This is a genomic window from Pseudomonas sp. GD03875 (assembly GCF_029840585.1).
GTDB lineage: Bacteria > Pseudomonadota > Gammaproteobacteria > Pseudomonadales > Pseudomonadaceae > Aquipseudomonas > Aquipseudomonas paralcaligenes.
On sequence record NZ_JAOCCV010000009.1, the window covers coordinates 108,301 to 134,252 of the forward strand.

At 67.4% G+C, this 25,952-nt stretch carries 25 protein-coding genes and 1 pseudogene; 21 read left to right on the forward strand and 5 right to left on the reverse strand.

Going from position 1 to position 25,952, the window contains the following annotated elements; genetic code table 11:
* The first annotated feature begins 4 nt into the window (after positions 1-4).
* The 7 genes from N5D30_RS10630 to galU all read left to right on the forward strand — a co-directional run bounded on the left by N5D30_RS10630 (position 5) and on the right by galU (position 6,272).
* Positions 5-985, forward strand: coding sequence for a zinc transporter ZntB (locus N5D30_RS10630; RefSeq protein ID WP_279908959.1), 981 nt, complete (start codon positions 5-7; stop codon positions 983-985).
* A 55-nt stretch (positions 986-1,040) separates the two neighbouring features.
* Positions 1,041-1,280: a CrfX protein gene (locus tag N5D30_RS10635; RefSeq protein WP_220815256.1), complete on the forward strand. Its 240-nt coding sequence runs from the start codon at positions 1,041-1,043 to the stop codon at positions 1,278-1,280.
* Positions 1,281-1,282: 2 nt separating this feature from the next.
* Positions 1,283-2,107, forward strand: coding sequence for a mechanosensitive ion channel domain-containing protein (locus N5D30_RS10640; RefSeq protein WP_220815255.1), 825 nt, complete (start codon positions 1,283-1,285; stop codon positions 2,105-2,107).
* A gap of 89 nt (positions 2,108-2,196) precedes the next feature.
* Positions 2,197-2,787 (forward strand): RNA polymerase sigma factor SigX, encoded by a 591-nt coding sequence (gene sigX / locus N5D30_RS10645; protein WP_279904904.1) that lies wholly within the window; start codon positions 2,197-2,199, stop codon positions 2,785-2,787.
* A gap of 141 nt (positions 2,788-2,928) precedes the next feature.
* Complete coding sequence (locus tag N5D30_RS10650) at positions 2,929-3,894, forward strand: OmpA family protein (RefSeq protein WP_220815253.1); 966 nt, start codon at positions 2,929-2,931, stop codon at positions 3,892-3,894.
* Between the two features lie 133 nt (positions 3,895-4,027).
* Positions 4,028-5,389, forward strand: a complete 1,362-nt coding sequence (locus N5D30_RS10655; protein ID WP_279908962.1) for a UDP-glucose/GDP-mannose dehydrogenase family protein — start codon at positions 4,028-4,030, stop codon at positions 5,387-5,389.
* A gap of 43 nt (positions 5,390-5,432) precedes the next feature.
* Positions 5,433-6,272: a UTP--glucose-1-phosphate uridylyltransferase GalU gene (galU, locus tag N5D30_RS10660; RefSeq protein ID WP_220815251.1), complete on the forward strand. Its 840-nt coding sequence runs from the start codon at positions 5,433-5,435 to the stop codon at positions 6,270-6,272.
* 59 nt (positions 6,273-6,331) lie between these two features.
* Here the strand turns inward: galU and N5D30_RS10665 are convergent, their stop codons facing one another.
* Positions 6,332-6,754 carry a VOC family protein gene (locus tag N5D30_RS10665; RefSeq protein WP_279908965.1) on the reverse strand — a complete coding sequence of 141 codons (423 nt, stop codon included), beginning with the start codon at positions 6,752-6,754 and terminating at the stop codon, positions 6,332-6,334.
* 124 nt (positions 6,755-6,878) lie between these two features.
* On the opposite strand from N5D30_RS10665, the gene gorA reads away from it, so the two are divergent.
* The 4 genes and pseudogenes from gorA to N5D30_RS10685 form a co-directional block, all read left to right on the forward strand.
* On the forward strand, positions 6,879-8,237 hold the full coding sequence (gene gorA / locus N5D30_RS10670) for a glutathione-disulfide reductase (RefSeq protein WP_279908967.1): 1,359 nt from the start codon (positions 6,879-6,881) through the stop codon (positions 8,235-8,237).
* Between the two features lie 7 nt (positions 8,238-8,244).
* A complete protein-coding gene (locus N5D30_RS10675) occupies positions 8,245-8,868 on the forward strand; it encodes a trimeric intracellular cation channel family protein (protein ID WP_279908969.1) in 624 nt (207 codons plus the stop codon).
* 56 nt (positions 8,869-8,924) lie between these two features.
* On the forward strand, positions 8,925-9,590 hold the full coding sequence (locus N5D30_RS10680) for a paraquat-inducible protein A (RefSeq protein ID WP_220815247.1): 666 nt from the start codon (positions 8,925-8,927) through the stop codon (positions 9,588-9,590).
* A pseudogene (locus N5D30_RS10685) lies at positions 9,577-10,173 on the forward strand (paraquat-inducible protein A); the annotation flags it as partial. The gene N5D30_RS10680 and the pseudogene N5D30_RS10685, both read left to right, overlap by 14 nt.
* Positions 10,174-10,318: 145 nt before the next feature.
* On the opposite strand, the gene N5D30_RS10690 reads toward N5D30_RS10685, so the two are convergent.
* Positions 10,319-10,489 (reverse strand): general stress protein, encoded by a 171-nt coding sequence (locus N5D30_RS10690; RefSeq protein ID WP_192322170.1) that lies wholly within the window; start codon positions 10,487-10,489, stop codon positions 10,319-10,321.
* 217 nt (positions 10,490-10,706) lie between these two features.
* Between N5D30_RS10690 and N5D30_RS10695 the strand changes: the two genes are divergently transcribed.
* The gene (locus N5D30_RS10695) at positions 10,707-11,153 is read left to right on the forward strand and encodes a phosphotransferase system, HPr-related protein (RefSeq protein WP_279908972.1); all 447 of its coding nucleotides are present in this window, start codon (positions 10,707-10,709) and stop codon (positions 11,151-11,153) included.
* Here N5D30_RS10695 and N5D30_RS10700 read toward each other — a convergent pair.
* The gene (locus N5D30_RS10700) at positions 11,150-11,518 is read right to left on the reverse strand and encodes a Rho termination factor N-terminal domain-containing protein (protein ID WP_279908974.1); all 369 of its coding nucleotides are present in this window, start codon (positions 11,516-11,518) and stop codon (positions 11,150-11,152) included. The two genes, N5D30_RS10695 and N5D30_RS10700, sit on opposite strands and share 4 nt — an antisense overlap.
* A 139-nt stretch (positions 11,519-11,657) precedes the next feature.
* On the opposite strand from N5D30_RS10700, the gene N5D30_RS10705 reads away from it, so the two are divergent.
* The 7 genes from N5D30_RS10705 (at position 11,658) to N5D30_RS10735 (ending at position 20,786) form a co-directional block, all read left to right on the forward strand.
* Positions 11,658-11,846 carry a PSPA7_2676 family Cys-rich small protein gene (locus N5D30_RS10705; protein ID WP_220815243.1) on the forward strand — a complete coding sequence of 63 codons (189 nt, stop codon included), beginning with the start codon at positions 11,658-11,660 and terminating at the stop codon, positions 11,844-11,846.
* Positions 11,837-12,340, forward strand: coding sequence for an MgtC/SapB family protein (locus N5D30_RS10710; protein WP_220815242.1), 504 nt, complete (start codon positions 11,837-11,839; stop codon positions 12,338-12,340). Before N5D30_RS10705 ends, N5D30_RS10710 begins: the two co-directional genes overlap by 10 nt.
* A 16-nt stretch (positions 12,341-12,356) precedes the next feature.
* Positions 12,357-12,599: a hypothetical protein gene (locus N5D30_RS10715; protein WP_220815241.1), complete on the forward strand. Its 243-nt coding sequence runs from the start codon at positions 12,357-12,359 to the stop codon at positions 12,597-12,599.
* Between the two features lie 115 nt (positions 12,600-12,714).
* Positions 12,715-14,706 carry an alpha-1,4-glucan--maltose-1-phosphate maltosyltransferase gene (locus N5D30_RS10720; RefSeq protein WP_279908976.1) on the forward strand — a complete coding sequence of 664 codons (1,992 nt, stop codon included), beginning with the start codon at positions 12,715-12,717 and terminating at the stop codon, positions 14,704-14,706.
* A gap of 13 nt (positions 14,707-14,719) precedes the next feature.
* Positions 14,720-18,016 carry a maltose alpha-D-glucosyltransferase gene (gene treS / locus N5D30_RS10725; protein ID WP_279908977.1) on the forward strand — a complete coding sequence of 1,099 codons (3,297 nt, stop codon included), beginning with the start codon at positions 14,720-14,722 and terminating at the stop codon, positions 18,014-18,016.
* Positions 18,013-20,172 carry a 1,4-alpha-glucan branching protein GlgB gene (glgB, locus tag N5D30_RS10730; RefSeq protein WP_279908978.1) on the forward strand — a complete coding sequence of 720 codons (2,160 nt, stop codon included), beginning with the start codon at positions 18,013-18,015 and terminating at the stop codon, positions 20,170-20,172. The genes treS and glgB overlap by 4 nt, the downstream gene beginning before the upstream one ends.
* A gap of 155 nt (positions 20,173-20,327) precedes the next feature.
* Entirely contained in the window at positions 20,328-20,786 is a 459-nt protein-coding gene (locus tag N5D30_RS10735) for a PA2169 family four-helix-bundle protein (RefSeq protein ID WP_279904891.1), read from the forward strand.
* Positions 20,787-21,049: 263 nt separating this feature from the next.
* Here the strand turns inward: N5D30_RS10735 and N5D30_RS10740 are convergent, their stop codons facing one another.
* On the reverse strand, positions 21,050-22,087 hold the full coding sequence (locus tag N5D30_RS10740) for an AraC family transcriptional regulator (protein WP_279908980.1): 1,038 nt from the start codon (positions 22,085-22,087) through the stop codon (positions 21,050-21,052).
* Positions 22,087-23,202, reverse strand: coding sequence for a carbon-nitrogen hydrolase family protein (locus N5D30_RS10745; RefSeq protein ID WP_279908983.1), 1,116 nt, complete (start codon positions 23,200-23,202; stop codon positions 22,087-22,089). The genes N5D30_RS10740 and N5D30_RS10745 overlap by 1 nt, the downstream gene beginning before the upstream one ends.
* Positions 23,203-23,398: 196 nt before the next feature.
* On the opposite strand from N5D30_RS10745, the gene N5D30_RS10750 reads away from it, so the two are divergent.
* Together N5D30_RS10750 and N5D30_RS10755 are read left to right on the forward strand one after the other, a co-directional pair.
* On the forward strand, positions 23,399-25,438 hold the full coding sequence (locus N5D30_RS10750) for an NADPH-dependent 2,4-dienoyl-CoA reductase (protein WP_279908985.1): 2,040 nt from the start codon (positions 23,399-23,401) through the stop codon (positions 25,436-25,438).
* A gap of 64 nt (positions 25,439-25,502) precedes the next feature.
* A complete protein-coding gene (locus tag N5D30_RS10755; protein WP_220815233.1) occupies positions 25,503-25,934 on the forward strand; it encodes a nuclear transport factor 2 family protein in 432 nt (143 codons plus the stop codon).
* Positions 25,935-25,952 lie beyond the last annotated feature (18 nt).

Consider the following 25,952-nt stretch of genomic DNA (forward strand, 5'->3'; position numbering starts at 1 on the left):
AGGGATGTACGAGAAAGACAACCTGCACTGGGGGCTGGTACATGCCTTCGTGCTCAATGGCGAGGGCGGCGCCCGCAGCCTGGAATGGGACCAGCTGGAAGGCCTGCGCCTGGCCGAGCACGAGAGCCTGTGGCTGCACTGGGATCGCGGCCATCCGCAGACCGGCGCCTGGCTGCGCGAGCACAGCGGCCTCAGCGAATTCAGCTGCGACCTGCTGCTGGAAGAGAACACCCGCCCACGCCTGCTGACGCTGCCGGAGCACGAGCTGCTGCTGTTCCTGCGCGGCGTCAACCTCAATCCTGGCGCCGATCCCGAGGACATGGTGTCGGTGCGCATCTTCGCCGGCGCGCGCCGGGTCATTTCCCTGCGTCTGCGCCCGCTGCGCGCCACCGAGGAGCTGATCGCGCTGCTGGAGAAGGGACAGGGGCCGCGCAACAGCGCCGAACTGGTGCTGGAGCTGGCCCATCACCTGACCGATCGCGTCGATGGGCTGATCGACAATCTGTCCGAACAGCTGGAGGGGCAGGAGGAACTGCTCGACGGCGACGAGCGCTTCATGCCCGACCACGGGCTGGTGCTGCATGTCCGGCGCAGGGCCGCCGGCCTGCGTCGCTTCCTGGCGCCGCAGCGGGATATTTTCGGCCAGCTCACGCGCAGCGGCTTCGGCGATGGCGACTACTGGAACGAGCTGAACAACCGGCTGACCCGCTACCTGGAAGAGCTGGAGATGGTCCGCGAACGGGTGGGCTTGATCCTCGAAGCCGAGCATCGGCGCATGAGCGAGAAGATGAACCGCGCCATGTACCTGCTCGGTGTCACCACGGTGTTCTTCCTGCCCATGAGCTTTCTCACCGGCCTGCTCGGCATCAACGTCGGCGGCATACCCGGGGCGGACAGCCGGTATGGCTTCCTGCTCATCTGCGCCATCCTCGCGGGGATCGGCACCCTGCAGTGGTGGCTGTTCCGCCGTCTGCGCTGGCTGTAGATGTGACCTCGCCCGCGAGCGCCACGTCTAGCCAACAAATCCGTGCGAGGTAGGCATGTACGATCCTTTCGAAGAGTCCCTGCGCAATCTGCTGAATTCGTCGCCCTCCGAGCATGACGATGATGCGGCCCTCGGGCGCGTGCTCAAGACCGCCAATCGCCAGGTGGGCGCCGGCGATCTGTTCGGCCTCATGGGCCGTGGCCTGGAGGCTCTGATGATCGCCCTCAACAACGGCTCGGGCCACCTGACGCCGGTTTCCCGCTCCACCGCCCGCTCTGCAGACAAGGCTGACTGACTATGGAACTCGATCCCTGGACCCAAGCGCTCGTGGCCGCCATGACCACCCTGTGGAGCAAGATCGCGGGCTTCATTCCCAATCTGTTCGTCGCGCTGATCCTCGGCCTGCTCGGCTTCGTGGTGGCCAAGCTGCTCGACACCCTGATCTCCAAGCTGCTGGCCAAGCTCGGCCTCGACCGCCTGATGGCGGGCACCGGCCTGACCAAGCTGATGGCGCGGGTGGGCATCCAGGTGTCGGTGTCGACCCTGATCGGCAAGATCATCTACTGGTTCGTGCTGCTGATCTTCCTGGTCTCCGCCGCCGAGTCGCTGGGCCTGCAGCGCGTGTCCGCGACCCTCGACGTGCTGGCCCTGTACCTGCCCAAGGTATTCGGCGCGGCCCTGGTACTGCTCGCCGGCGTGCTACTCGCCCAGCTGGTCAGTAGCCTGGTCCGCGGCGCCGCTGAGGGTGTCGGCCTGGACTACTCGGCGGGCCTCGGCCGCATCGCCCAGGGCCTGGTGATCATCATCAGCATCTCGGTGGCCATCGGTCAGCTGGAAGTGAAGACCGACCTGCTGAACAACGTGATCGCCATCGTGCTGATTTCCGTGGGCCTGGCCGTGGCCCTGGCGCTCGGCCTGGGCAGCCGCGAGATCGCCGGGCAGATCCTGGCCGGCATCTATGTGCGCGAACTCTACGAGGTCGGGCAACAGGTGAAGGTCGGCGAGGTCGAAGGTCAGATCGAGGAGATCGGCACCGTGAAGACCGTGCTGCTCACCGACGACGGTGAGCTGGTCTCGGTGGCCAACCGCACTCTGCTCGAGCAGCGCGTCAGCAGCCGCTGACGCGCCAATCCCTGCTAATGTATGCGACCGGCGCCACTCGCGTTGCGCTGTGGCGCTGCCATCTGATCTGACTGTCGGCACGAGCTGTTTTGAACAAGGCCCAATCGCTTCCCACGCGGTACGACCCACGCGAGCTCTCGGACGAGGAGCTGGTGCAGCGTGCTCACGTCGAGCTGTTCCACGTCACCCGTGCCTATGAAGAGCTGATGCGGCGTTACCAGCGCACCCTGTTCAATGTATGCGCGCGTTACCTTGGCAACGAGCGCGATGCCGACGATGTGTGTCAGGAAGTTATGCTCAAAGTTCTTTATGGTCTGAAGAACTTCGAGGGCAAGTCCAAGTTCAAGACCTGGCTCTACAGCATCACTTACAACGAATGCATCACCCAATACCGCAAGGAGCGCCGCAAGCGCCGACTGCTTGATGCGCTCAGCCTGGACCCGCAGGAAGAAGCCTCGGAGGAAAAGGCGCCGAGGCTGGAGGAGAAGGGCGGTCTCGACCGCTGGCTGGTTCACGTCAATCCGATCGACCGGGAAATACTGGTGCTGCGTTTCGTCGCCGAACTGGAGTTCCAGGAGATCGCAGACATCATGCACATGGGATTGAGCGCCACGAAGATGCGTTACAAACGTGCGCTGGACCGGCTTCGGGAAAAATTCGGGAATATTGGTGAAACTTAATTAGCCCGAGCGCCTCTTACGCGCTGGGTGCGTGAAATATCAACTACACCACCGTGTGTGGTTTTGTTACACTCGCCGCCCTGTTGTTCTCGGTCTCTGGAGCGGGCAACTACTAATCGTCTTTTTGATGGGGATTTACGGATGAAACTTAAAAACACCTTGGGCGTAGTCATCGGCTCGCTGGTTGCTGTCTCTTCTCTGAATGCACTGGCCCAAGGCCAGGGCGCCGTTGAAATCGAAGGCTTCGCCAAGAAGCAGTACTTCGACAGCGCTCGCGAGTTCGACAACGACGGCAACCTCTTCGGCGGTTCCATCGGTTACTTCCTGACCGATGATGTCGAGCTGCGCCTGGGTTACGACGAAGTGCACAACGCTCGTTCCAACGATGGCCGCAACATCAAGGGCTCCAACACCGCCCTGGATGCTCTGTACCACTTCAACTCCCCGAGCGACAGCCTGCGTCCGTACATCTCCGCTGGCTTCTCCGACCAGAGCATCGGCCAGAACGGCCGCAGTGGTCGTAATGGCTCCACCTTCGCCAACCTGGGCGGCGGTGCCAAGTACTACTTCACCGAGAACTTCTACGCCCGCGCTGGCGTTGAAGCTCAGTACAACATCGACCAGGGCGACACCGAGTGGGCCCCGAGCATTGGCATCGGCCTGAACTTCGGTGGCGGTTCCGCCCCGGCTCCGGCCCCGGTTGCCGAGCCGGCCCCGTACGTCGAAGAAGCTCCGGCTACTCCGGAAGCCGCCGAGACCGTACGTGTCGAGCTGGACGTGAAGTTCGACTTCGACAAGTCCAAGGTCAAGGAAGAAAGCTACAGCGACATCAAGAACCTGGCCGACTTCATGAACCAGTACCCGCAGACCAACACCACCGTTGAAGGCCACACCGACTCCGTCGGCACCGACGCCTACAACCAGAAGCTGTCCGAGCGTCGTGCCAACGCCGTTCGTGACGTACTGGTCAACGAGTACGGTGTAGGTTCCGAGCGCGTTGGTTCCGTTGGCTACGGCGAGTCCCGCCCGGTTGCCGACAACGCCACCGAAGCCGGTCGCGCGGTCAACCGTCGCGTAGAAGCCGAAGTGGAAGCCCAGGCCAAGTAATCTGGTCTGACGCTCTGCAGAAAACCCGGCCTCGGCCGGGTTTTTTGTTGCCCGCGATTTGTCATGTCCGCGTCATTCCTCCGCCATATCACTGCGCTGCAATCGCCATACAAGGACTCTCGGGAGCCAGGCGATGCGACTGTGCGTGATCGGTGCGGGTTATGTGGGGCTGGTGACGGCGAGCTGCTTCGCCGAGATGGGCAACCGGGTGGTCTGCGTGGAGCGCGACCCAGGCCGGCTGGCGCAGCTGGCCCGCGGGGAGTCGCCGATCTACGAGCCAGGCCTAGAGCCGATGCTCAGGGCCCATCTCGCCAGCGGCCAGCTGAGCTTCACCGGGATGCTGGCCGAAGGCGTGCGCCAGGCCCAGGTCGTGTTCATCGCCGTGGGCACGCCGACCGGGGAAGACGGCTCGGCCGACCTCAGCCATGTGCTGGCGGTCGCCGACCAGTTGGGGCAGTGCCTCTCCGCGCCGTGCCTGATCGTCGACAAGTCCACCGTGCCGGTGGGCACGGCGGAGCGGGTCGGCCAGCGCATCAACCGGGGGCTGGCCGACCGTGGCCTGCCGTTCCGGGTGAAGGTGGCGAGCAATCCCGAGTTTCTCAAGGAGGGCAGCGCCGTCGAGGATTTCATGCGCCCGGACCGGGTCGTGCTGGGCTGCGACGACGGCGAAAGCCAGGAGCAGCTGCGCCGCCTCTATGCGCCGTTCCTGCGCAACCACGACCGGGTGTTGTGCATGGGGGTGCGCGCGGCCGAGTTCACCAAGTACGCGGCCAACGCCTTTCTCGCTACGCGGATTTCCTTCATGAACGAGATGGCCGGGCTCTGCGCGCGCCTGGCGGTGGACATCGAGGACGTGCGGCGTGGGATCGGCAGCGACAGGCGAATCGGCACCCACTTCATCTACGCCGGGTGCGGTTACGGCGGCTCCTGCTTTCCCAAGGATGTGCGCGCGCTGATCCGCAGCGCCGAGCTGGAGGGCTTCGAGCCTGGCATCCTGCGTGCGGTGGAGGCGCGCAATGCGCTGCAGAAGACCCTGCTGTTCCAGGCCCTGCGCGAGCATTTCAACGGTTTCCTGCAGGGCCGTGTGATCGCCCTCTGGGGACTTTCCTTCAAGCCGGGGACCGATGACCTGCGCGAGGCACCGAGCCTGGTCCTGCTCGATGCGCTGCTGGCCGCCGGTGCCCGCGTGCAGGCCTGCGACCCGGTGGCGTGCGCCGCTGTGGCCGGGTGCTATGGCGAGGCGCTGGAAAGCGGGCAACTGAGCCTAGGCGAGTCGCCCTATGCGGCGGTGCAGGGTGCCGATGCCCTGGTGCTGGTCACCGAGTGGAAGCAGTTCCGCCAGCCGGATTTCCAGCGCGTGCGGGCGACGATGCGAATGCCGGTGCTGTTCGATGGTCGGAACATCTACGATCCGGCCGAGATCGCCCGGTCGGGCTTCCTCTACCGGGGTATCGGCAGGCCACCGGCGGGGCATTGTAAGGCCGACGCCGCCTGATTAGACTGCGCGGCAATTCCGCCCCGCAGTTCCAAGGATTGCCATGATCAAGAAATGTCTGTTTCCGGCGGCTGGCTACGGCACCCGCTTCCTGCCCGCCACCAAGGCCATGCCCAAGGAAATGCTGCCGGTGGTCAACAAGCCGCTGATCCAGTACGGCGTCGAGGAGGCCCTGGAGGCCGGCCTGAGCGAAATCGCCATGGTCACCGGCCGTGGCAAGCGCGCCCTGGAAGACCACTTCGATATCAGCTACGAGCTGGAGCACCAGATCCAGGGCACCGACAAGGAGAAGTACCTGGTCGGCATCCGCCGCCTGATCGAAGAGTGCACCTTCTCCTATACCCGCCAGATCGAGATGAAGGGCCTCGGCCACGCCATCCTCAGCGGCCGCCCGCTGATCGGCGATGAGCCGTTCGCCGTGGTGCTGGCGGACGACCTGTGTTTCAACCTCGAAGGCGACGGCGTGCTGCAGCAGATGGTCAAGCTGTACAACCAGTTCCGCTGCTCCATCGTCGCCATCCAGGAGGTGCCGCGCGAGGAGACCTCCAAGTACGGCGTGATCGCCGGCGAGATGATCCGTGACGACATCTTCCGGGTGAACAACATGGTGGAGAAGCCGAAGCCCGAGGACGCCCCGTCGAACCTGGCGATCATCGGCCGCTACATCCTGACCCCGGACATCTTCGACCTGATCGAGAAGACCGAGCCGGGCAAGGGCGGCGAGATCCAGATCACCGATGCGCTGATGAAGCAGGCCCGGGACGGCTGCGTGATCGCCTACAAGTTCAAGGGCAAGCGTTTCGACTGCGGTGGTGCCGAGGGCTACATCGAGGCGACCAACTTCTGCTACGAGAACCTGTACAAGACCGGCAAGGCCTACTGACGGGCCGCCAGCCGATCGAAGCCACCTGCGGGTGGCTTCGTCGTTTCCGGCGCCCCGGTTCAGGGTATGGGCATCGCCTCGGAGCCCGGCCGCAGCGGCTGGCCGTAGCTGAACTCGACGTAGTTGCCCGCCGGGTCGCGCAGGCCGCAGTAGTAGCCGACCGGGTAGGGCTCGTCGCGCGGCGCCCAGACCAGGCAGCCGCGTTCGGCGGCCCGCGCGGCAATCGCGTCGACCTCCGCGCGGCTGGCGACGGCGAAGCCGAAGTGGCTGTAGTCGTCGGCGGCCAGTTCGCGGTCCGTGCCGCCGGGCATGATCACGAAGATGAAACGGTGCTCCTGGCCCGGTTCGGCCATCCAGACGATCCTGGAGCCCTTGCCGGCGCGCTCGTGGATCACCCGCATGCCGCAGAAGTCCCGGTAGAAATCCACGCAGGCCTGCAGGTCCGGCACGTGCAGGGCGACGTGGGTGAGGGCGGGGCGCATGGCGTTCCTCCCGACCCGAACCGCTGCGTTCGGTCGCGGGTCTAGTCAACATGGATGCATTTCAGCATACACCCAGCCCGCCGGGCTTCTCCGGTATGCTGTACGGCCTGCGAGGAGACCTTCGATGTCCTATGAATTCGACCTGTTCGTGATCGGCGCCGGTTCCGGCGGCGTGCGTGCCGCCCGTTTCGCCGCCGGTTTCGGCGCCAGGGTGGCGGTGGCCGAGAGCCGCTACCTGGGCGGCACCTGCGTCAACGTCGGCTGCGTGCCGAAGAAGCTGCTGGTCCACGGTGCGCATTACGCCGAGGACTTCGAGCAGGCCGCCGGCTTCGGCTGGAGCGCGGGCGAACCGACCTTCGACTGGCCGACCCTGATCGCCAACAAGAACCGCGAGATCCAGCGCCTCAACGGCATCTACCGCAACCTGCTGGTGAACAGCGGCGTGACCCTGCTGGAAGGCCACGCCAGGCTGCTGGGCCCGCACGAGGTCGAGGTGAATGGCGAGCGCCACAGCGCCAGGCACATCCTGATCGCCACTGGCGGCTGGCCTCAGGTGCCGGACATTCCCGGCAATGAACTGGCGATCACCTCCAACGAGGCGTTCTTCCTCGAACAGTTGCCCAGGCGCGTGCTGGTGGTCGGCGGCGGCTACATCGCCGTCGAGTTCGCCTCGATCTTCCATGGCCTGGGCGCGCAGACCTCGCTGCTGTATCGCAAGGACCTGTTCCTGCGCGGCTTCGACGGCGCGCTGCGCAAGCACCTCAAGGAGGAGCTGGAGAAGAAGGGGCTGGACCTGCAGTTCAATACCGATATCGACCGTATCGAGCGGCAGGACGACGGTAGCCTGCTGGCCACGCTCAAGGACGGGCGTCAGCTCGAGACCGACTGCGTCTTCTATGCCACCGGCCGCCGGCCGATGCTGGACAACCTGGGGCTGGAAAACACCGGCGTGAAGCTGAACGACAAGGGTTTCATCGAGGTGAACGACAACTTCGAGACCCACGAGCCGTCGATCCTGGCCCTGGGCGACGTGATCGGCCGGGTGCAGCTCACCCCGGTGGCCCTGGCCGAGGGCATGGCGGTGGCGCGCCGGCTGTTCAGGCCCGAGGAATACCGCGAGCTGGACTACGACCTGATTCCCACCGCCGTGTTCAGCCTGCCGAACATCGCCACCGTCGGCCTGACCGAGGAGCAGGCGCGCGAGCGCAGGCATGAGGTGAAGGTGTTCGAGAGCCGCTTCCGGCCGATGAAACTGACCCTCACCGAGTGCCAGGAGCGCACCCTGATGAAGCTGGTGGTGGATGGCAAGACCGACAAGGTGCTGGGTTGCCACATGATCGGGCCGGAGGCCGGCGAGATCGTCCAGGGGCTGGCCGTGGCGCTGAAGGCCGGCGCCACCAAGCGCGTCTTCGACGAGACCATCGGCATCCACCCGACCGCCGCCGAGGAGTTCGTCACCATGCGCACCCCGGTCGCCGACTGAAGGCGCCATGCAGCAACTGTTCTACCTGGCCGACCTGTTCGGCGTCGCCGTCTTCGCCATCACCGGCGCGCTGATGGCCGGGCGCAAGTCCATGGACCTGTTCGGCGTGCTGGTGATCGCCGTGATCACCGCCCTCGGTGGCGGCACCCTGCGCGACCTGATCCTGGACAACCACCCGGTCAGCTGGATCCGCAACGACACCTACATCCTGGTCGCCTCGCTGGCGGCGGTCGGCACCGTGCTCTGGGTGCGGCTGACCCGGCCGATCCACGAGCGCGGCCTGCTGGTCGCCGACGCCTTCGGCCTGGCCGTGTTCACGGTGATCGGCACCGAGGTGGCACTGCAGCACAACATGCCTTACAGCACCGCGGTGATCATGGGCGTGGTGACCGGCGTGGCCGGCGGGGTGATGCGGGACGTGATCTGCAACGAGATACCGCTGATCTTCCAGAAGGAAATCTACGCCACCGCCTGCATCTTCGGCTCGCTGGTCTTCATTGCCCTGCGCGAGCTGCAGACGCCGCACTGGCTGGACACCGGCATCGCCATGCTGAGCGTGCTGCTCACCCGCCTGGCGGCGATCCGCTGGCGCCTGTCGCTGCCGCGTTTCCACCTGCTGGACCGCGACTGAGGCGGTCGCTGTCAGCGGCGGGTAATATCCGGCGCATACCGCTCGAGAGGTGAAACATGGAGCATGCCGACAAACCGACCCCCGGCCAGCTGCCGCCGCTGGAGGCGCTGATCGCCTGCCACGAGTGCGACCTGCTCATGCAGCATCCGCGGATCGGCGAGGAGCAGAAGGCCTGTTGCCCGCGCTGCGGCTACGAGATGGTCGTCCACCGCGCGCACATGCGCCGCCGCTCCCTGGCCCTGGTGCTGACCGCGCTGATCCTGTTCGTGCCGGCCAACTTCCTGCCGATCATGAGCCTCAACGTGCTCGGCCAGAATGCCGTGGACACCGTCTGGAGCGGGGTGCTGGGGCTCTACGAGTCGGGCATGCAGGGCGTGGCGCTGGTGGTGTTTTTCTGCAGCATGCTGGTGCCGCTGCTCAAGCTGCTGTGCCAGCTGTTCGTCCTGCTGGCGATGCCCAACCCGGCGCTGCGGCCGCTGGCGTGCCACTGCTACCGGGTCTACCACCACATGCGCGAGTGGGGGATGCTCGAGGTCTACCTGTTCGGCATCCTGGTCTCCATCGTCAAGCTGATCGACATGGCCGAGCTGCACCTGGGCGTGGGGCTGGGCTGCTTCATCGCGCTGATGCTGGCCCAGGTCTGGCTGGAGGTGACCATGTCGCCGCACCAGGTCTGGGATGCGCTGAGCGAGGACGAGGAGGGCGACCATGCGCGCGCTTGATGCCGGCATCATCGTCTGCGGCGAATGCCACAAGCTGGAGTACCTGCGCGAGGGCGAGGTGCAGCACTGCACCCGCTGCGGCGCGCGCCTGCACGCCCGCCGGCCGGACAGCATCGCCCGCACCTGGGCACTGCTGGTCACCGCCGCGATCCTCTACATCCCGGCCAACCTCCTGCCGATCATGACGGTGAACTTCCTCGGCAAGGGCACGCCGGCGACGATCATGGAAGGGGTGGTGGAGCTGATGCACGCGGGCATGCTGCCGATCGCCATGGTGGTGTTCGTCGCCAGCATCCTGGTGCCGACCTTCAAGCTGGTCGGCATCGCCCTGCTGCTCTATTCGGTGCAGCGCCACCAGCCCATGTCGGCGCGCCAGCGCATCCTGATGTACCGCTTCATCGAGTGGATCGGGCGCTGGTCGATGCTGGACATCTTCGTCATCGCCATCCTGGTGGCGGCGGTCAACTTCGGCAACCTGGCGAGCATCGAGGCCAACCTGGGCGCGGCCGCCTTCGCCAGCGTGGTGATCCTCACGATGATGGCCGCGGTCACCTTCGACCCGCGCCTGATCTGGGACAACACCTTCGATGGCAGCGAGGACGAAGAGAAGGGCGAAGAAGGAGTGGAGGGAGAGGGCGAGGGTGCTGCGGCGCAGGGCCGACGGGGCTGACAGCCAAGACCGCAGCGTGAGGGAGGAGCCTCCGCTCCGCCCTCGAACCACTCACAGACTAATTGCGTCCGCCGTGGCTGTTCTGGCCGCCCTTGCGGCCGGCCTCGGAGGCACGCTGTGGGTCGTTCCGGAAATTCCCGCCGCTAACATGGCCGCCTTTCTTGCCAGCTTCGGAAGCGCGCTGGGGGTCTTCTGCAAAGTTGCCTTTACCGCCTCTATGTCCAGCCATAGTCACTATCCTCGTCAGTAATTTAAGGGTTGTGCCAACCGGCACCCTTATTCGGAGGTGTGGGGGCAGGCGGTGTTCAGTATTTTTTGATTCCTTGTCGGTATATCAGGCCGGGTTCGGGCTTCGGAAGGTCCGAAAGATGCGCCCGGTCAAACAGCCTGAATCATTGCCCGCCCAGGCGAGTCGACAGAGAAACCACTGCGACTGGAGCAGCCCCATGAGCGAGCACAAACCCCGAGTGACAGAGATCGACGACGTTGAGGACCGCATGGGCTCCATGCATGAGCTGGACTTCAGCGAGCGCCGCGACGAGCGCCAGGGGCGGATCGGCGACGAGCGGCCGGCGGACGAGGTGGCCAGGGAGTTCCCGCCGGAGCGAGAGGCCCAGGCCGGCATGAGCGGTGGCGAGGCGCTCTCGGAAAGCGTCCACGAGGACAACGTGACCCTGGACGACCTCAGCCCCGAGACGCTGATCGACGAGAGCGGCGCCTATTCCCCGGGCGAGCGCGGTGAGGTTCGGCCGGCGGACAAGGAACTGAGCGTGGTGGACGGATCGGAGATCGGCGGCGGCATCGGTCTGGACGAGGCCGAACTGGCGCGCTCGGCCCCCCTGGACGGCCAACCCTGGACCGACCAGGTGTCGCCGCCGGACGAGGAGCGCTAGCGCAGGGCTTCGAGCAGTTCAGCCTTGCGCATGCTGGAGCGGCCGCGGATGTCGCGCTTGCGGGCCAGTTCCATCAGCTCCTGGCGGGTCATGGACTCCAGCTTGGCGCCGGGCCGGGGTGTGCCGCGACGGGTCGCCACGGCGCGGCGCGCCGAGGACTTGCGGGCCGCCGCCTTCTTCTGCGGGCTGGTGTCCTGGCCCGAGCCGCCCTTGCGCTCGCCGCCGCCGGACTGCTTGTTCACCGTGGCCCAGGCGCGGGCCTCGGCTTCCTCGCTGGGAACGCCGCGCGCCTCGTAGCTTTCTTCGATATGCGCGGCCTTGCGCTTCTGTTTGTCCGTGTACTTGTCCTTGCTGCCGCGTGCCATGGTCTTCACCTCTCGGGTTCGCGTGAGTACGGCTTCATCTCAAGAGAAGCGCGGCATTTCCGATAGTTCGAAATTTCTCAAACCTTCCGCGCTGCGCCAGGGTCATCTTTCTGAGACCCATGGAGATGGAGCCTGCGTCATGAGACTGCTTTGCCTGATTTCCGGTTGCCAGTGGCTGCCGGGCCCGTCCGAGGCGGCGCCGCGTGTGTGCGGCAGCGACCTGGTGCACGAGTGCTGCAGCCGCTGCGGATTCCGCCGCTATCTGTTGCCGGGCGAGCCGCGCGCGCTGTTCAACTTGCGTCCCGGCCAGCGTCTGCCGTGGAGCTGAGCGACTACCTGTGGGCGGTCGTCTATGACGAATTCGCCGACCTGGGCCAGCCCGAGCAGATGTTCCGCGCCGGCCTGCGCCTGGTAATGGCCGCGGCGCTGGGCGGGTTGCTGGGCTTCGAGCGCGAGGCCAAGGGCAAGGCGGCGGGGCTGCGCACCCACATGATGGTCACCCTCGGCGCGGCGCTGTTCGTCATGGTGCTGGACCTCGACGGCGCCGAGCACGACGCCATCAGCCGCGCCATCCAGGGCATCGCCGCGGGTATCGGCTTCCTCTGTGCCGGCACCATCCTCAAGGGCGACCGCACCAGCGAGATCAAGGGCCTCACCACCTCGGCCTCGCTCTGGTTCAGCACCGGCATCGGTATCGCTGTCGGCCTCGGGCGCGAGGGCACGGCGCTGCTCGGCACCGTGCTGGCCCTGCTCATCCTGCACGCCCTGCCGCTGCTCGAGCGCGAGGCGCGGCAACAGCAGCCACCCGGCAACGATCCGTAACCGAGAGAGTCGCGCCATGTTCCGCGAATTCGAACACTGCACCGCCTGGACCGACGCCATGTACAACGGCGCCAGCTTCATCGGCCTGATCGAGTACCAGCCCAAGCGCTACGGCGGCGAAGTGACCGTGCTCTGGGTGATCGACCCGAGTTGTGTCTGCGAGCGCGAGGCCGAGGACGCCGCCGAGCGCATGCTGTGCGCCATCCTCGACATCCACCCGGACCGCGGGGTGCTCTACGCCGACGGTATCCCGCTCTAAGCGACCTGAACTTTTGCCGGCGCGGCGGGCTCGGAATTCCATGAGCCGGCGCCCGACGCCGGCCTTCATCCCGTTCCCCAGACAACGTCCTCCAGGCGTCAAGGAGCCCGCCGAGATGCACTCGATTCGTCAGGACGAAGCCCGTACCCACGCCATCCGCGCCGCCAGCGCTCCCCGCATCGCCATCGAATCCGTGACGCCCCAGGTGGAGGGCGGACGCTTCGCCGCCAAGTGCGTGGTCAACGAGGCGCTGGAGGTGGGCGCGGTGATCTTCACCGACGGCCACGACCAGATCGCCGCCGCGCTGCTCTGGCGCCAGGAGGGCGAGAGCGACTGGCGCAGGGTGCCGATGCGCGCCCTGGGCAACGACCACTGGCAGGCCTGGCTGACCCCCGAGGCGCTGGGCCGCGCCGAGTTGGTCGTCGAGGCCTGGCAGGACATCTATGCCAGCTACCAGCACGAGCTGAAGAAGAAATACGCGGCCGGCGTACCGGTGAGCCTGGAGGTGCAGGAGGGCGAGGCGCTGCTCCGGCGCATCGGCGCCGAGGCGCCAGCGGAACTGGCCGGGCGCCTGGGTGAGCTGCTGGCGCGCTTCGCCGATTGCGAATCCCTGGATCAGCGCGTGGCGGTGCTGCTCGACCCGCAGACCGGCGAGCTGCTGGGGCGCGCCGAGCACCGCCCCCACCGGGTGCGCAGCGAGACCTTCGCCCTGGACGTGGATCGCAAGCTGGCCCGGTTCGCCAGCTGGTACGAGCTGTTCCCCCGTTCCGAGAGCGGCGACCCGGCCCGCCACGGCACCTTCCACGATGTGCACCGGCGCCTGCCCGAGATCGCCGCGATGGGCTTCGACGTGCTGTATTTCCCGCCCATCCACCCCATCGGCCGGACCCATCGCAAGGGGCCGAACAACAGCCTCAAGGCCGGCCCGGACGATCCCGGCAGCCCCTACGCCATCGGCAGCGAGGATGGCGGCCACGAGGCGGTGCATCCGCAGCTGGGCAGCCTGGAGGATTTCCGCGAGCTGGTGCGGACGGCACAGGAGCACGGCCTGGAAGTGGCGCTGGACTTCGCCATCCAGTGCTCGCCGGACCATCCCTGGCTGAAGCAGCACCCCGGCTGGTTCAGCTGGCGCCCGGACGGCACCATCCGCCACGCCGAAAACCCGCCGAAGAAGTACGAGGACATCGTCAACGTCGACTTCTACGCCGAGGCGGCGGTGCCCGAGCTGTGGATGGGTCTGCTGGAGGTGGTGCTGGGCTGGGTGGAGCAGGGCGTCACCCTGTTCCGCGTGGACAACCCGCACACCAAGCCGATGCCGTTCTGGGAATGGCTGATCGCCGAGGTGCGGCGCACGCACCCGGAAGTGATCTTCCTCGCCGAGGCGTTCACCCGCCCGGCCATGATGGCGCGCCTGGGCAAGCTCGGCTTCGCCCAGAGCTACACCTACTTCACCTGGCGCAACACCAAGGAGGAACTGGCCGAGTACCTCGCCGAGCTGAACCAGTCGCCCTGGCGCGAGTGCTACCGGCCCAACTTCTTCGTCAACACGCCGGACATCAACCCCTTCTTCCTGCACCACGCCGGGCGCGCCGGGTTCCTCATCCGCGCCGCGCTGGCGACCATGGGCTCGGGCCTGTGGGGCATGTATTCCGGCTTCGAGCTGTGCGAGTCGGCGCCGGTGCCGGGCAAGGAGGAGTACCTGGACTCGGAGAAGTACCAGCTGCGCGCTCGCGACTACCACGCGCCGGGCAACATCGTCGGCGAGATCACCCGGCTCAACCAGATCCGCCGCGACAACCGCGCGCTGCACAGCCACCTCGGCTTCCAGGCCTACAGCGTCTGGAACGACAACATCCTGCTCTTCGGCAAGCGCACCGCCGAACTCGACAACTTCATCCTGGTGGCGGTCAGCCTCGACCCGCACCAGGCCCAGGAGGCGCATTTCGAGCTGCCGCTGTGGGAGTTCGGCCTGGCCGACGATGCCGCCCTGGAGGGCGAGGACCTGATGAACGGCCACCGCTGGACCTGGCACGGCAAGGTGCAGTGGATGCGCATCGAACCCTGGCATCTGCCATTCGGCATCTGGCGCGTGCGCCCGGTGCGTTGACAGGAGTAACCCGATGGCCCGAAGCAAGCCCTTCCTCGACGACCCGCAGTGGTACAAGGACGCGGTGATCTACCAGCTGCACGTGAAGTCCTTCTACGATGCCAACAACGACGGCATCGGCGACTTCGCCGGGCTGATCGACAAGCTCGACTACATCGCCGACCTCGGCGTGAACACCCTGTGGCTGCTGCCGTTCTACCCCTCGCCACGGCGCGACGACGGCTACGACATCGCCCTGTACAAGGGCGTGCACCCGGACTACGGCACCCTGGCCGACGCCCGCCGCTTCATCGCCGAGGCGCACAAGCGCGGGCTGCGGGTGATCACCGAGCTGGTGATCAACCACACCTCGGACCAGCACCCCTGGTTCCAGCGCGCGCGCCGCGCCAAGAAGGGCTCCAAGGCGCGCGACTGGTACGTCTGGTCGGACACCGACGACAAGTACACCGGCACCCGGATCATCTTCCTCGACACCGAGAAGTCCAACTGGACCTGGGACCCGGTCGCCGGCCAGTACTTCTGGCACCGCTTCTACTCGCACCAGCCGGACCTCAACTTCGACAACCCCCAGGTGCTGCGCGCGGTGCTCGGGGTGATGCGCTACTGGCTGGACATGGGCGTCGACGGTCTGCGCCTGGACGCCATTCCCTACCTGATCGAGCGTGACGGCACCAACAACGAGAACCTGGCCGAGACCCACGTGGTGCTCAAGCGCATCCGCGCCGCGCTGGACGAGCGCTACAGCGACCGCATGCTGCTGGCCGAGGCCAACCAGTGGCCCGAGGACACCCGTCCGTACTTCGGTGGCGAGGACGGCGGCGAGGGTGACGAGTGCCACATGGCCTTCCACTTCCCGCTGATGCCGCGCATGTACATGGCCATCGCCCAGGAAGATCGCTACCCGATCACCGACATTCTGCGCCAGACACCGGACATTCCGGCCAACTGCCAGTGGGCCGTGTTCCTGCGCAACCACGACGAGCTGACCCTGGAGATGGTCACCGACGACGAGCGCGACTACCTGTGGAACTACTACGCCGCCGACCACCGCGCGCGCATCAACCTGGGCATCCGCCGGCGCCTGGCGCCGCTGGTGGAGCGCGACCGGCGGCGGGTCGAGCTGCTCAACAGCCTGCTGCTGTCGATGCCCGGCACCCCGGTGCTGTACTACGGCGACGAGATCGGCATGGGCGACAACATCTACCTCGGCGACCGCGACGGTGTGCGCACGCCCATGCAGTGGTCGATGGACCGCAACGGCGGCTTCTCCCGCGCCGACCCGGCCAAGCTGGTGCTGCCGCCGATCATGGACCCGCTGTACGGCTACCAGACCATCAACGTCGAGGCCCAGTCCCGGGACAACCACTCGCTGCTCAACTGGACGCGGCGCATGCTCGCCGTGCGCGGGCAGCAGAAGGCCTTCGGCCGCGGCAGCCTGAAGATGCTCTCGCCAAGCAACCGGCGCATCCTCGCCTACCTGCGCGAGCATCGCGGGGCGGACGGCCGCGAGGAGAGCATCCTGTGCGTGGCCAACCTGTCGCGGGCGGCCCAGGCGGTGGAGCTGGAACTGTCCGCCTACGACGGCCGGGTGCCGGTGGAGATGGTCGGTGGCGCCTCGTTCCCGCCGATCGGCGAGATGACTTACCTGCTGACCCTGCCGCCCTACGGCTTCTACTGGTTCTACCTGGCCGACGCCTCGCAGATGCCGAGCTGGCACGTGGTGCCGGTGGAGCGAATGGCCGAGCTGCCGACCCTGGTGATCAAGCGCGACCTGCAGGAACTGACCCGGGCGCCCGCCCGGCACACCCTGGAGAAGGACCTGCTGGGCAGCTACCTGGGTCGCCGCCGCTGGTTCAGCGCCCGCGAGAACGACACCGCCGCGCCGGAACTGGCCTACGTGCAGCCCTTCGGCGACCTGCGCGCGCTGGCCGAGGTCACCCTCGGCGACGAGCGCTACCAGCTGCCGCTGGCCTACGTCGACGAAGGCTCGGCCGGCAACCCACTGGCCCAGCAACTGGCCCTGGCGCGCCTGCGCCGCGGCCGCCAGGTCGGCCTGCTGACCGACGGCTTCAGCCTGCCGGAATTCACCTACGAGGTGCTCGCCCACCTGCACGGCCGACAGGTGCTCCAGGCCGGCGACGGCGAAATCCACTTCCTGCCCGCCAGCCAGTTCGCCGACTACCCGGCGGTGGCGGGCGAGGAGACCCGGCTGATCTCCGCCGAACAGTCCAACAGCTCGGTGATCATCGGCGAGCGCATGGTGCTCAAGCTGGTGCGCCGCCTGTTCCCCGGCGTGCACCCGGAGGCGGAGATGGGCGGCTTCCTCACCGCCCGCGGCTACGCCAACATCGCGCCGATGCTGGGCGAGGTGCGGCGGGTCGGCGCCGACGGCGAATCCGTCACCTTGATGATCCTGCAGGGCTACCTGAGCAACCAGGGCGACGCCTGGGAATGGACCCTGACCAACCTGCAGCGGGCCATCCGCGACGAACTGAGCGGCGGCATCTCCAGCCTGGAGAGCGAATACGACGCTCTGGCCGAGCTGCAGAACTTCGCCGCCACCCTGGGCCGGCGCCTCGGCGAGATGCACCTGGTACTGGCGCAGCCCAGCGAAGACCCGGACTTCGGCGCGCGCCCGACCGATCAGCGCGACAGCGCCGAGTGGGGCGAGTCCGTCGGCGCGCAGCTGGGTGAGGCGCTGGATGCTCTCGACCGCGGCCGCGAGCGCCTGGGCGAGGCCGACCGGCGCCAGGTCGACCTGCTCCTGCAGCAGCGCGACGAGCTGCAGCGCCTGGTCCATGACCTGGCCCGCCTGGCCGCCGGTGGCATCCGCATCCGCGTGCACGGCGACCTGCACCTGGGCCAGGTGCTGGTGGTGCAGGGCGATGCCTGCATCATCGACTTCGAGGGCGAGCCGAGCCGGCCGCTGGAGCAGCGCCGCCAGCGCCACAGCCCGATGAAGGACGTGTCCGGCATGCTCCGCTCCTTCGACTACGCGGCCGCCGTGGCCCTGCGCCACAGCCAGGGCGGCGACTCCTCGGACGAGGCCTCGGTGGCGCGTCAGCGCATCGCCTCGCGCTACCGCAGCGAGGCGCGCACCGCCTTTTACGATGCCTACCGGCTGGCCGCCGCCGACCTGCCGCACGAATGGCACGCCCGCGAAGGCGAGGGCGCCGCGCTGGCGCTGTTCAGCCTGGAGAAGGCCGCCTACGAAATCCTCTACGAGGCCGCCCACCGTCCCGACTGGCTGGACGTACCGCTGCACGGGCTGCTGGAACTGATCCATCAACTACAGGGAAACCGTCGATGACCGACCTGGAACGCCTGCGCCGCGCCGAGCACGGCGACCCCTTCGCCTTCCTCGGGCCGCGGCCCGATGGCGAGGGGGTGCTGGTGCGGACCTGGCTGCCCGGCGCGCTGGCCGTGGAACTGCTGGCCGCCGACAGCGGCGAGACGCTCGGCGCCATGCAGCTGGAGGACGCCGCCGGGCTGTTCACCCTGCGCCTGTCTGCGCCGCGGCCCTATCGCCTGCGCATCCACTGGCCGGAGGCCGAGCAGGAGACCGAGGACCCCTACGCCTTCGGCCCGCTGCTCGGCGAGATCGACCTCTACCTGTTCGCCGAGGGCAACCACCGGGCGCTGGGGCGCTGCTTCGGCGCCCAGCTGACGGAGCAGGACGGCATCCCCGGCGTGCGCTTCGCGGTGTGGGCGCCCAACGCACGGCGGGTGTCAGTGGTGGGTGGCTTCAACGGCTGGGACGGCCGCCGCCACCCGATGCGCCTGCGCTACCCGACCGGGGTGTGGGAGCTGTTCATCCCGCGCCTGGGGGCGGGCGAGGTGTACAAGTTCGAGATCCTCGGCGCCGATGGCCTGCTGCCGCTCAAGGCCGACCCGGTGGCGCTGGAAGGCGAGCTGCCGCCGGCGACCGGTTCCCGCGTCGCGGCGCCGCTGGACTTCGACTGGCACGACCAGGACTGGCTGGCGCGTCGCCAGGAGCTCCAGGGCCACGACCGGCCGCTGAGCATCTACGAGATGCATGTCGGTTCCTGGCAGCACGTCGACGACCGCCCGCCGACCTGGGCCGAGCTGGCCGAGCGGCTGATCCCCTACGTGCAGGACATGGGCTTCACTCACATCGAACTGCTGCCGGTGATGGAACATCCGTTCGGCGGCTCCTGGGGCTACCAGCCGCTGTCCCTGTTCGCGCCGACCTCGCGCTACGGCTCGCCGGCCGACTTCGCCGCCTTCGTCGACGCCTGCCACCGGGCCGGGATCGGCGTGATCCTGGACTGGGTACCGGCGCATTTCCCCACCGACGAGCACGGCCTGGCGCGCTTCGACGGCACCGCGCTGTACGAATACGAGCACCCGTTCGAGGGCTTCCACCAGGACTGGGACACCTTCATCTACAACCTCGGCCGCACCGAGGTGCATGGATTCATGCTGGCCTCGGCGCTGCACTGGCTGCGCGTCTACCACATCGACGGCCTGCGCGTGGACGCGGTGGCCTCGATGCTCTACCGCGACTATTCGCGCAAGGACGGCGAGTGGATTCCCAACCGCCATGGCGGGCGCGAGAACCTGGAGGCCATCGAGTTCCTCCGTCACCTCAACGAAGTGGTCGCCAGCGAGGCGCCCGGCGCCCTGGTGATCGCCGAGGAATCCACCGCCTGGCCGGGCGTGAGCCGGCCGAGCGCGGAGGGCGGCCTGGGCTTCTCCTACAAGTGGAACATGGGCTGGATGCATGACAGCCTGGCCTACATCCAGCAAGACCCGGTGCACCGCAGCTTCCATCACCACCAGCTGACCTTCGGCCTGATCTACGCCTTCTCCGAGCACTTCGTCCTGCCCATCTCCCATGACGAGGTGGTGCACGGCAAGGGCTCGCTGCTGGGCAAGATGCCCGGCGACCGTTGGCAACAGTTCGCCAACCTGCGCCTGTTCCTCAGCAACATGTGGACGCACCCGGGCAAGAAGCTGCTGTTCATGGGCTGCGAGTTCGGCCAGTGGCGCGAGTGGGACCACGACCAGCAGCTGGACTGGTACCTGCTGCGCTACGGCGAGCACGCTGGCGTGCAGAGCCTGGTACGCGAACTCAACCGGCTGTACCGCGAGCGCCCGGCACTGCACCGCCAGGACGGCCGCGCCGAGGGCTTCCAGTGGCTGATCGGCGACGACCAGCGCAACAGCGTGTTCGCCTGGCTGCGGCATGCCGGGGAGGGCGAGGCGCCGCTGCTGGTGGTGCTCAACTTCACCCCGTTGCCGCGCAGCGGCTACCACGTCGGCGTGCCCGTGCGGGGGCGCTGGCAGGTGCTGCTCAACAGCGACGACGAGCACTTCCTCGGCTCCGGCGCCGGCAGCCGCGGCGAACTCGACTGCACCGTGGAGTCGGCCCACGGCCAGCCCCAGTCGCTGTGCCTCGACCTGCCACCGCTGGGCGCGCTGATCCTCGCCCCAGTGAGCTAAGTGATTGATCTATCGAACCATACCGCCCATCGGGTAGGTGGAACACCCATCGAAACGGCGCAGTCGACACTTCAGGCGGCGCGAAAGCAGGACAACACCGCGCCACTGCGATCATCCCACCCAACCGCCGGCACGACCGGCAAAGGAAGACAGTGATGAGCGATACCGTCAAAGACACTATCAAGGTCCTCAACAACCTGATCGAAACCAGCAAGGACGGCGAAGAAGGCTTCCGTACCTGCGCCAAGGACGTCAAGGACCCGCAGCTGCAGGCACTGTTCAGCAACCGCGCCCGCGAGTGCGCTGCTGCCGCTGGCGAACTGCAGGGCCTGGTTCTGGAACTGGGCGGCAAGCCGGAAGACAGCACCAGCCTGGGCGGCGACATCCACCGTCGCTGGGTCGACCTCAAGGCCCTGGTCACCGGCAAGAGCGACGAAGCCATCCTCAACGAGTGCGAGCGCGGCGAGGACGTGGCCAAGAAGCATTACGCCGAGGCACTGGAAGAAAAAGCGCTGCCGATCAAGGTGCGCGAAGTGATCCAGCGCCAGTACGCCGGCGTGCTGCGCAACCACGACCAGATCAAGGCCCTGCGCAACATGGCGCGCGCCAGCTGATCCTGTTGTAGCGAACCGCGGCCGGCATTTTGCCGGCCGTTTTCGTTTTCATCGTTCTGTCATGGGGAATCTTCAGGCTGTTGGCATGGTCCTTGTTGGGAACATGATGCAACCACAGGAGGATGAACCTATGGACGACTACGTCGAAGAACTGCTCGAGTCCCGCGCCTTCGAGCAGGACACCCTGGAACCGGCCGACGACGCCACCGAACTCTAGACTCCCCCCACCCTAGGGTGCGCCGAGCACGCCAGCCTCCTGCGCCTCAGGCCAGCAGGCGCTGGTGGCGGCGGAATTCCCCGGGCGTCTGCCCGCTCCAGCGCTTGAAAGCACGCTGGAATGCCTCCGCCGAGGCGAACCCCAGCAGGTAGGCGATCTCGCCGAACGTCAGTTCGGTATCGCGGATATAGGCCATCGCCAGGTCGCGCCGGGTCTCGTTGAGCAGGGTGCGGAACTGGGTGCCTTCCTCAGCCAGCTTGCGCCGCAGTGTCCAGCTCGGCAGCTGCAGCCTTCTCGCCACTTCTTCCAGCTCCGGCTCCCGCCCGTGCAGCATCGGCCCCAGTAGGTGGATGATGCGCTCGCGCAGACTGCGGGTGCGGGTCAGCTGCTCCAGTTCCCGCTCGGCCAGTTCCAGCAGTTGCTGCCAGGTGCTCGGGCAGTGCTGCGAAAGTGGCTGGTCGAGGCTGGCGTTGGCCAGGCGCAGCCGGTTGTGGGCGGCGCCGAAGTCCACCGGGCAGCCGAAGCAGGTCTCGTAGCGCTCGGCGTAGATCGGGGCGGGGAATTCGATCTCCACCCGCTCCAGCGCCAGGGTCTCGCCCAGCAGGGCGCCGAGCTGGTGGTGCCAGCTGGACAGTACCGAATCCACCACGAAGCGGTTGAAGCCGTTGTACGGGCTGATCGAGTAGAAGCTCAGCCAGGCGCCGCCGGCGTCCTCGGTGAAGCTCGACTGGCCCCGGTAGTTGTGGGCGTAGAGGGGCTCGAAGCGGATCAGCGTGCGCGCGGCCTCGCGCAGGGTCGGCGCCTGGGCGGCGGTGACGCCGGCCAGCCCGGCCTGGCTGATGCGGCTGTGACGGCCCATTTCCAGGCCCAGGGCCGGGTCGCCGCACAGGCCGATGGCGCTGTGGCCCAGGCGCATGTAGCGCGGGATCGACAGGCGCTCGCGGGGCAGGGCGAGCCGCGCGGCGTCCAGGCGGAACTGGCGCAGCAGCTCGTCGCTGGCGACGCCCTTCTCGTGCAGCGCGGCCACCAGGCTGTGGACGAAGGCGACGGAGAGGTCGCCCAGCCGCACGCGGGTCGGTTTCATCACAGCCACAGGTTGAGCAGGCGCGCGCCGGGCATTTCGTCGACCACCTGCTGGCCGTCCCGCTGCACCGCCATGCTGCGTCCGTCGCTGCCCAGGCCCCACAATTGCCCACGCATGAACACCGCCATGCCGGCCCGTGCCGGCGTTTCCGCCAGCTGCGCCGGCAGCGAATGGCGCAGCCAGGCCTCGCCCTCGCTGAGCTGGCTGGCGCGGCTGCGCAGGTCGCTCGGCGTGCCGGCCCAGGTGCCGTTCCAGTGGCCGTTGCCGTGAAGGAAAGCCGGCACCGCGAGCAGTTCGACCTGCTGCGTCGCCAGCCGCGCGTAGCTCTCCGGCCGCCAGCTGTCGGTGCCGATCAGCACGCCCAGGCGCCCGGCCGGCGTGCTGACCACCTGCAGCGCCTGGTCGGAGGCGGCGGCGGTGAAGCTGTCCTCGTCACGGTGCGGCAGCACCTTGCGCTGCGGCTGGCCGATCGGCAGCCCGTCGCTGCCGAACACCAGGCTGACGTTGTACAGCGGGCCGTCGCCGACCTGCAGCACGCCTTCCGCCACGCTGGGCTCGGGCAGCACGATGGAGCCGGCGACGATGGTCACCCCGTAGGTCTCGGCCAGGCCGCCGAACAGGCTCTGGTAGTCGGCGGCCATCTGTTCGGCCTTCATCCGCAGCAGGGCGTCGCTGAAGCGCGCGGTACCCTGGTTGGCGAGCAGCGCGCGGATCAGCTCCAGCGGGTGGCTCAGGCCCAGCCAGACGCGGGCCTCGGCCAGGTCGCGAGCGGCGAACACCTCGCGCTTCTCGCCGACCGCGACCAGCCAGGTGCCGATGTGCTCGGGCAGCACCACCACCGTCTTCGGGTTGAGCAGGCCTTCGTCCTGGGCCTGGTCCAGGTAGGCGGCCAGCTTGCGGTGCAGGTGCAGGGCGCTGCGGTAGTCGGCGCGGTACAGCTCGGGCTGAATGCCCAGCAGATTGCCGCGGCCCTGGTCGCTGCCCTGGCTGAAGGCCAGCGAGCTGCGCAGGTCGCTGAGGAAATGGCTGGCGGGGCGCCACTGGATCCAGGCGGCGTAGGCGACCAGAAGGACGACGAGCAGCAGCCAGAAGGTGCGATGGAGCAACTTGAGCATGATGAGGCCTGGTGGTGATGAAGCCGCCAGCCTAGGGCAAGGGGGGCCTCCTTGGCTAGTCGACCTGTAATTTACGATCAATAACTTGTGCTTTTCGATCATTGAGCGGTCGGCGGCCGCTCTTTATCGTCTGCCGCAACAACGACCGCGCCCCTTCGAGCGCGCGGCGCCCCGTGACGAGCCCGACGCTGTGGAGATGACCATGAGCAACGCCTACCCGAACCTGCTGGCCCCCCTGGACCTGGGTTTCACCACCCTGAAGAACCGCACCCTGATGGGTTCCATGCACACCGGCCTGGAAGAGAAGCCGAACGGCTTCGAGCGCATGGCGGCCTACTTCGCCGAGCGCGCCCGCGGCGGCGTCGGCCTGATGGTCACCGGCGGCATCGGCCCGAACGAGGAGGGCGGCGTGTACTCCGGCGCGGCCAAGCTGACCACCCCGGAAGAGGCCGAGAAGCACAAGATCGTCACCCGCGCGGTGCACGAGGCGGGCGGCAAGATCGCGATGCAGATCCTTCACGCCGGCCGCTACGCCTACAGCCCGAAGTCGGTGGCGCCGAGCGCCATCCAGGCGCCGATCAACCCGTTCAAGCCGCGCGAGCTGGACGAGGAAGGCATCGAGAAGCAGATCCAGGACTTCGTCACCTGCTCCGTGCTGGCCCAGCAGGCCGAGTACGATGGCGTCGAGATCATGGGTTCGGAAGGCTACTTCATCAACCAGTTCCTCGCCGCCCACACCAACCACCGCACCGACCGCTGGGGCGGCAGCTACGAGAACCGCATGCGCCTGCCGGTGGAGATCGTGCGCCGGGTGCGCGAGGCCGTGGGCCCGAACTTCATCATCATCTACCGCCTGTCCATGCTCGACCTGGTCGAGGGCGGCAGCACCTGGGACGAGATCGTGCTGCTGGCCAAGGCCATCGAGCAGGCCGGCGCCACCATCATCAACACCGGCATCGGCTGGCACGAGGCGCGCATCCCGACCATCGCCACCAAGGTGCCGCGCGCGGCCTTCACCAAGGTCACCGCCAAGCTCAAGGGCGAGGTGAACATCCCGCTGTGCACCACCAACCGGATCAACACCCCGGAAGTGGCCGAGCAGGTGCTGGCCGAGGGCGACGCCGACATGGTGTCCATGGCCCGCCCGTTCCTCGCCGACCCGGACTTCGTCAACAAGGCCGCCGCCGGCCGCGCCGACGAGATCAACACCTGCATCGGCTGCAACCAGGCCTGCCTCGACCACACCTTCGGCGGCAAACTGACCACTTGCCTGGTCAACCCGCGCGCCTGCCACGAGACCGAGCTGAACTACATCCCCACCACCACGGTGAAGAAGATCGCCGTGGTCGGTGCCGGCCCGGCCGGGCTGTCCGCCGCCACCGTGGCGGCCGAGCGCGGCCACCAGGTGACCCTGTTCGACGCGGCCGGCGAGATCGGCGGCCAGTTCAACGTGGCCAAGCGCGTGCCGGGCAAGGAAGAGTTCTACGAGACCCTGCGCTACTTCAAGAAGAAGGTCGAAAGCACCGGCGTCGACCTGCGCCTGAACACCCGCGTGAATGTCGATGACCTGGCCAAGGGCGGCTTCGACGAAGTGATCCTGGCCACCGGTATCGCTCCGCGTACCCCGGCCATCGACGGCATCGAGAATGCCAAGGTGATCAGCTATCTGGACGCCATCCTGCAGCGCAAACCGGTCGGCCAGCGGGTCGCGGTGATCGGCGCCGGCGGCATCGGCTTCGACGTCTCCGAGTTCATCACCCATAGCGGCGAGGCCACCAGCCTCGATCGCGACGCCTTCTGGAAGGAGTGGGGCATCGACACCGCGCTGGACGCCCGTGGCGGCATCGCCGGGATCAAGGCCGAGGTGCACCCGGCGGCGCGCGAGGTGTTCCTGCTGCAGCGCAAGAAGACCAAGGTCGGCGACGGCCTGGGCAAGACCACCGGCTGGATCCACCGCACCGGCCTGAAGAACAAGAACGTGCAGATGCTCAACTCGGTCGAGTACCTCAAGGTCGACGACGAGGGCCTGCACATCCGCATCGGCGAAGGCGAGCCGCAACTGCTGCCGGTGGACACCGTGATCGTCTGCGCCGGCCAGGACCCGCTGCGCGAGCTGCACGACGGCCTGGTGGCCGCCGGCCAGAACGTGCACCTGATCGGTGGCGCCGACGTGGCCGCCGAGCTGGACGCCAAGCGTGCGATCAACCAGGGCTCGCGCCTCGCCGCCGAGCTGTGACCGGAACGCCCCGCCCCGTGCGGGGCGTCTTCCTTATGGCACCACAACAACAAGGAGAAGCCCGATGTCCCTCGAAAACCAACTGAACCCCGCCGCGGCCGCCAGCCTGCAACGCTGGCACCAGCTGATCGCCGCCAAGGACCTGAGCCCGCTGCCGGAACTGCTGCATGCCGACGCGGTGTTCCGCTCGCCCATGGCGCACACGCCCTATCCGGGCGCGCAGAAGGTCAACCTGATCCTCAACACGGTGCTGCAGGTGTTCCAGGACTTCGCCTACCACCGCGAACTGGCCAGCGCCGACGGCCTCAGCGTGGTGCTGGAGTTCAGTGCCCGGGTCGGCGAACGCCAGCTCAAGGGCATCGACATGATCCGCTTCGACGAGAGCGGCAAGATCGTCGAGTTCGAGGTCATGATCCGTCCCATGAGCGGCCTGCAGGCCCTGGGCGAGGAAATGGGCCGGCGCCTGGCGCCTTTCCTGGCCGCCAAGCAGGCCTGATTCGCCCAACCCGTCACA

Excerpts from the sequence above, each read along its gene's own strand:
- N5D30_RS10630 (WP_279908959.1), top strand. The coding sequence starts at position 5 with ATGTACGAGAAAGACAACCTGCACTGGGGGCTGGTACATGCCTTCGTG.
- N5D30_RS10680 (WP_220815247.1), top strand. The coding sequence starts at position 8,925 with ATGGAGCATGCCGACAAACCGACCCCCGGCCAGCTGCCGCCGCTGGAG.
- N5D30_RS10720 (WP_279908976.1), top strand. The coding sequence starts at position 12,715 with ATGCACTCGATTCGTCAGGACGAAGCCCGTACCCACGCCATCCGCGCC.
- N5D30_RS10715 (WP_220815241.1), top strand. The coding sequence starts at position 12,357 with ATGTTCCGCGAATTCGAACACTGCACCGCCTGGACCGACGCCATGTAC.
- N5D30_RS10675 (WP_279908969.1), top strand. The coding sequence starts at position 8,245 with ATGCAGCAACTGTTCTACCTGGCCGACCTGTTCGGCGTCGCCGTCTTC.
- N5D30_RS10740 (WP_279908980.1), bottom strand. The coding sequence starts at position 22,087 with ATGAAACCGACCCGCGTGCGGCTGGGCGACCTCTCCGTCGCCTTCGTC.
- N5D30_RS10635 (WP_220815256.1), top strand. The coding sequence starts at position 1,041 with ATGTACGATCCTTTCGAAGAGTCCCTGCGCAATCTGCTGAATTCGTCG.
- N5D30_RS10700 (WP_279908974.1), bottom strand. The coding sequence starts at position 11,518 with ATGGCACGCGGCAGCAAGGACAAGTACACGGACAAACAGAAGCGCAAG.
- N5D30_RS10750 (WP_279908985.1), top strand. The coding sequence starts at position 23,399 with ATGACCATGAGCAACGCCTACCCGAACCTGCTGGCCCCCCTGGACCTG.
- glgB (WP_279908978.1), top strand. The coding sequence starts at position 18,013 with ATGACCGACCTGGAACGCCTGCGCCGCGCCGAGCACGGCGACCCCTTC.
- gorA (WP_279908967.1), top strand. The coding sequence starts at position 6,879 with ATGTCCTATGAATTCGACCTGTTCGTGATCGGCGCCGGTTCCGGCGGC.
- N5D30_RS10650 (WP_220815253.1), top strand. The coding sequence starts at position 2,929 with ATGAAACTTAAAAACACCTTGGGCGTAGTCATCGGCTCGCTGGTTGCT.
- treS (WP_279908977.1), top strand. The coding sequence starts at position 14,720 with ATGGCCCGAAGCAAGCCCTTCCTCGACGACCCGCAGTGGTACAAGGAC.
- N5D30_RS10705 (WP_220815243.1), top strand. The coding sequence starts at position 11,658 with ATGAGACTGCTTTGCCTGATTTCCGGTTGCCAGTGGCTGCCGGGCCCG.
- N5D30_RS10655 (WP_279908962.1), top strand. The coding sequence starts at position 4,028 with ATGCGACTGTGCGTGATCGGTGCGGGTTATGTGGGGCTGGTGACGGCG.
- N5D30_RS10735 (WP_279904891.1), top strand. The coding sequence starts at position 20,328 with ATGAGCGATACCGTCAAAGACACTATCAAGGTCCTCAACAACCTGATC.
- N5D30_RS10695 (WP_279908972.1), top strand. The coding sequence starts at position 10,707 with ATGAGCGAGCACAAACCCCGAGTGACAGAGATCGACGACGTTGAGGAC.
- N5D30_RS10640 (WP_220815255.1), top strand. The coding sequence starts at position 1,283 with ATGGAACTCGATCCCTGGACCCAAGCGCTCGTGGCCGCCATGACCACC.
- N5D30_RS10665 (WP_279908965.1), bottom strand. The coding sequence starts at position 6,754 with ATGCGCCCCGCCCTCACCCACGTCGCCCTGCACGTGCCGGACCTGCAG.
- N5D30_RS10690 (WP_192322170.1), bottom strand. The coding sequence starts at position 10,489 with ATGGCTGGACATAGAGGCGGTAAAGGCAACTTTGCAGAAGACCCCCAG.
- galU (WP_220815251.1), top strand. The coding sequence starts at position 5,433 with ATGATCAAGAAATGTCTGTTTCCGGCGGCTGGCTACGGCACCCGCTTC.
- N5D30_RS10755 (WP_220815233.1), top strand. The coding sequence starts at position 25,503 with ATGTCCCTCGAAAACCAACTGAACCCCGCCGCGGCCGCCAGCCTGCAA.
- N5D30_RS10745 (WP_279908983.1), bottom strand. The coding sequence starts at position 23,202 with ATGCTCAAGTTGCTCCATCGCACCTTCTGGCTGCTGCTCGTCGTCCTT.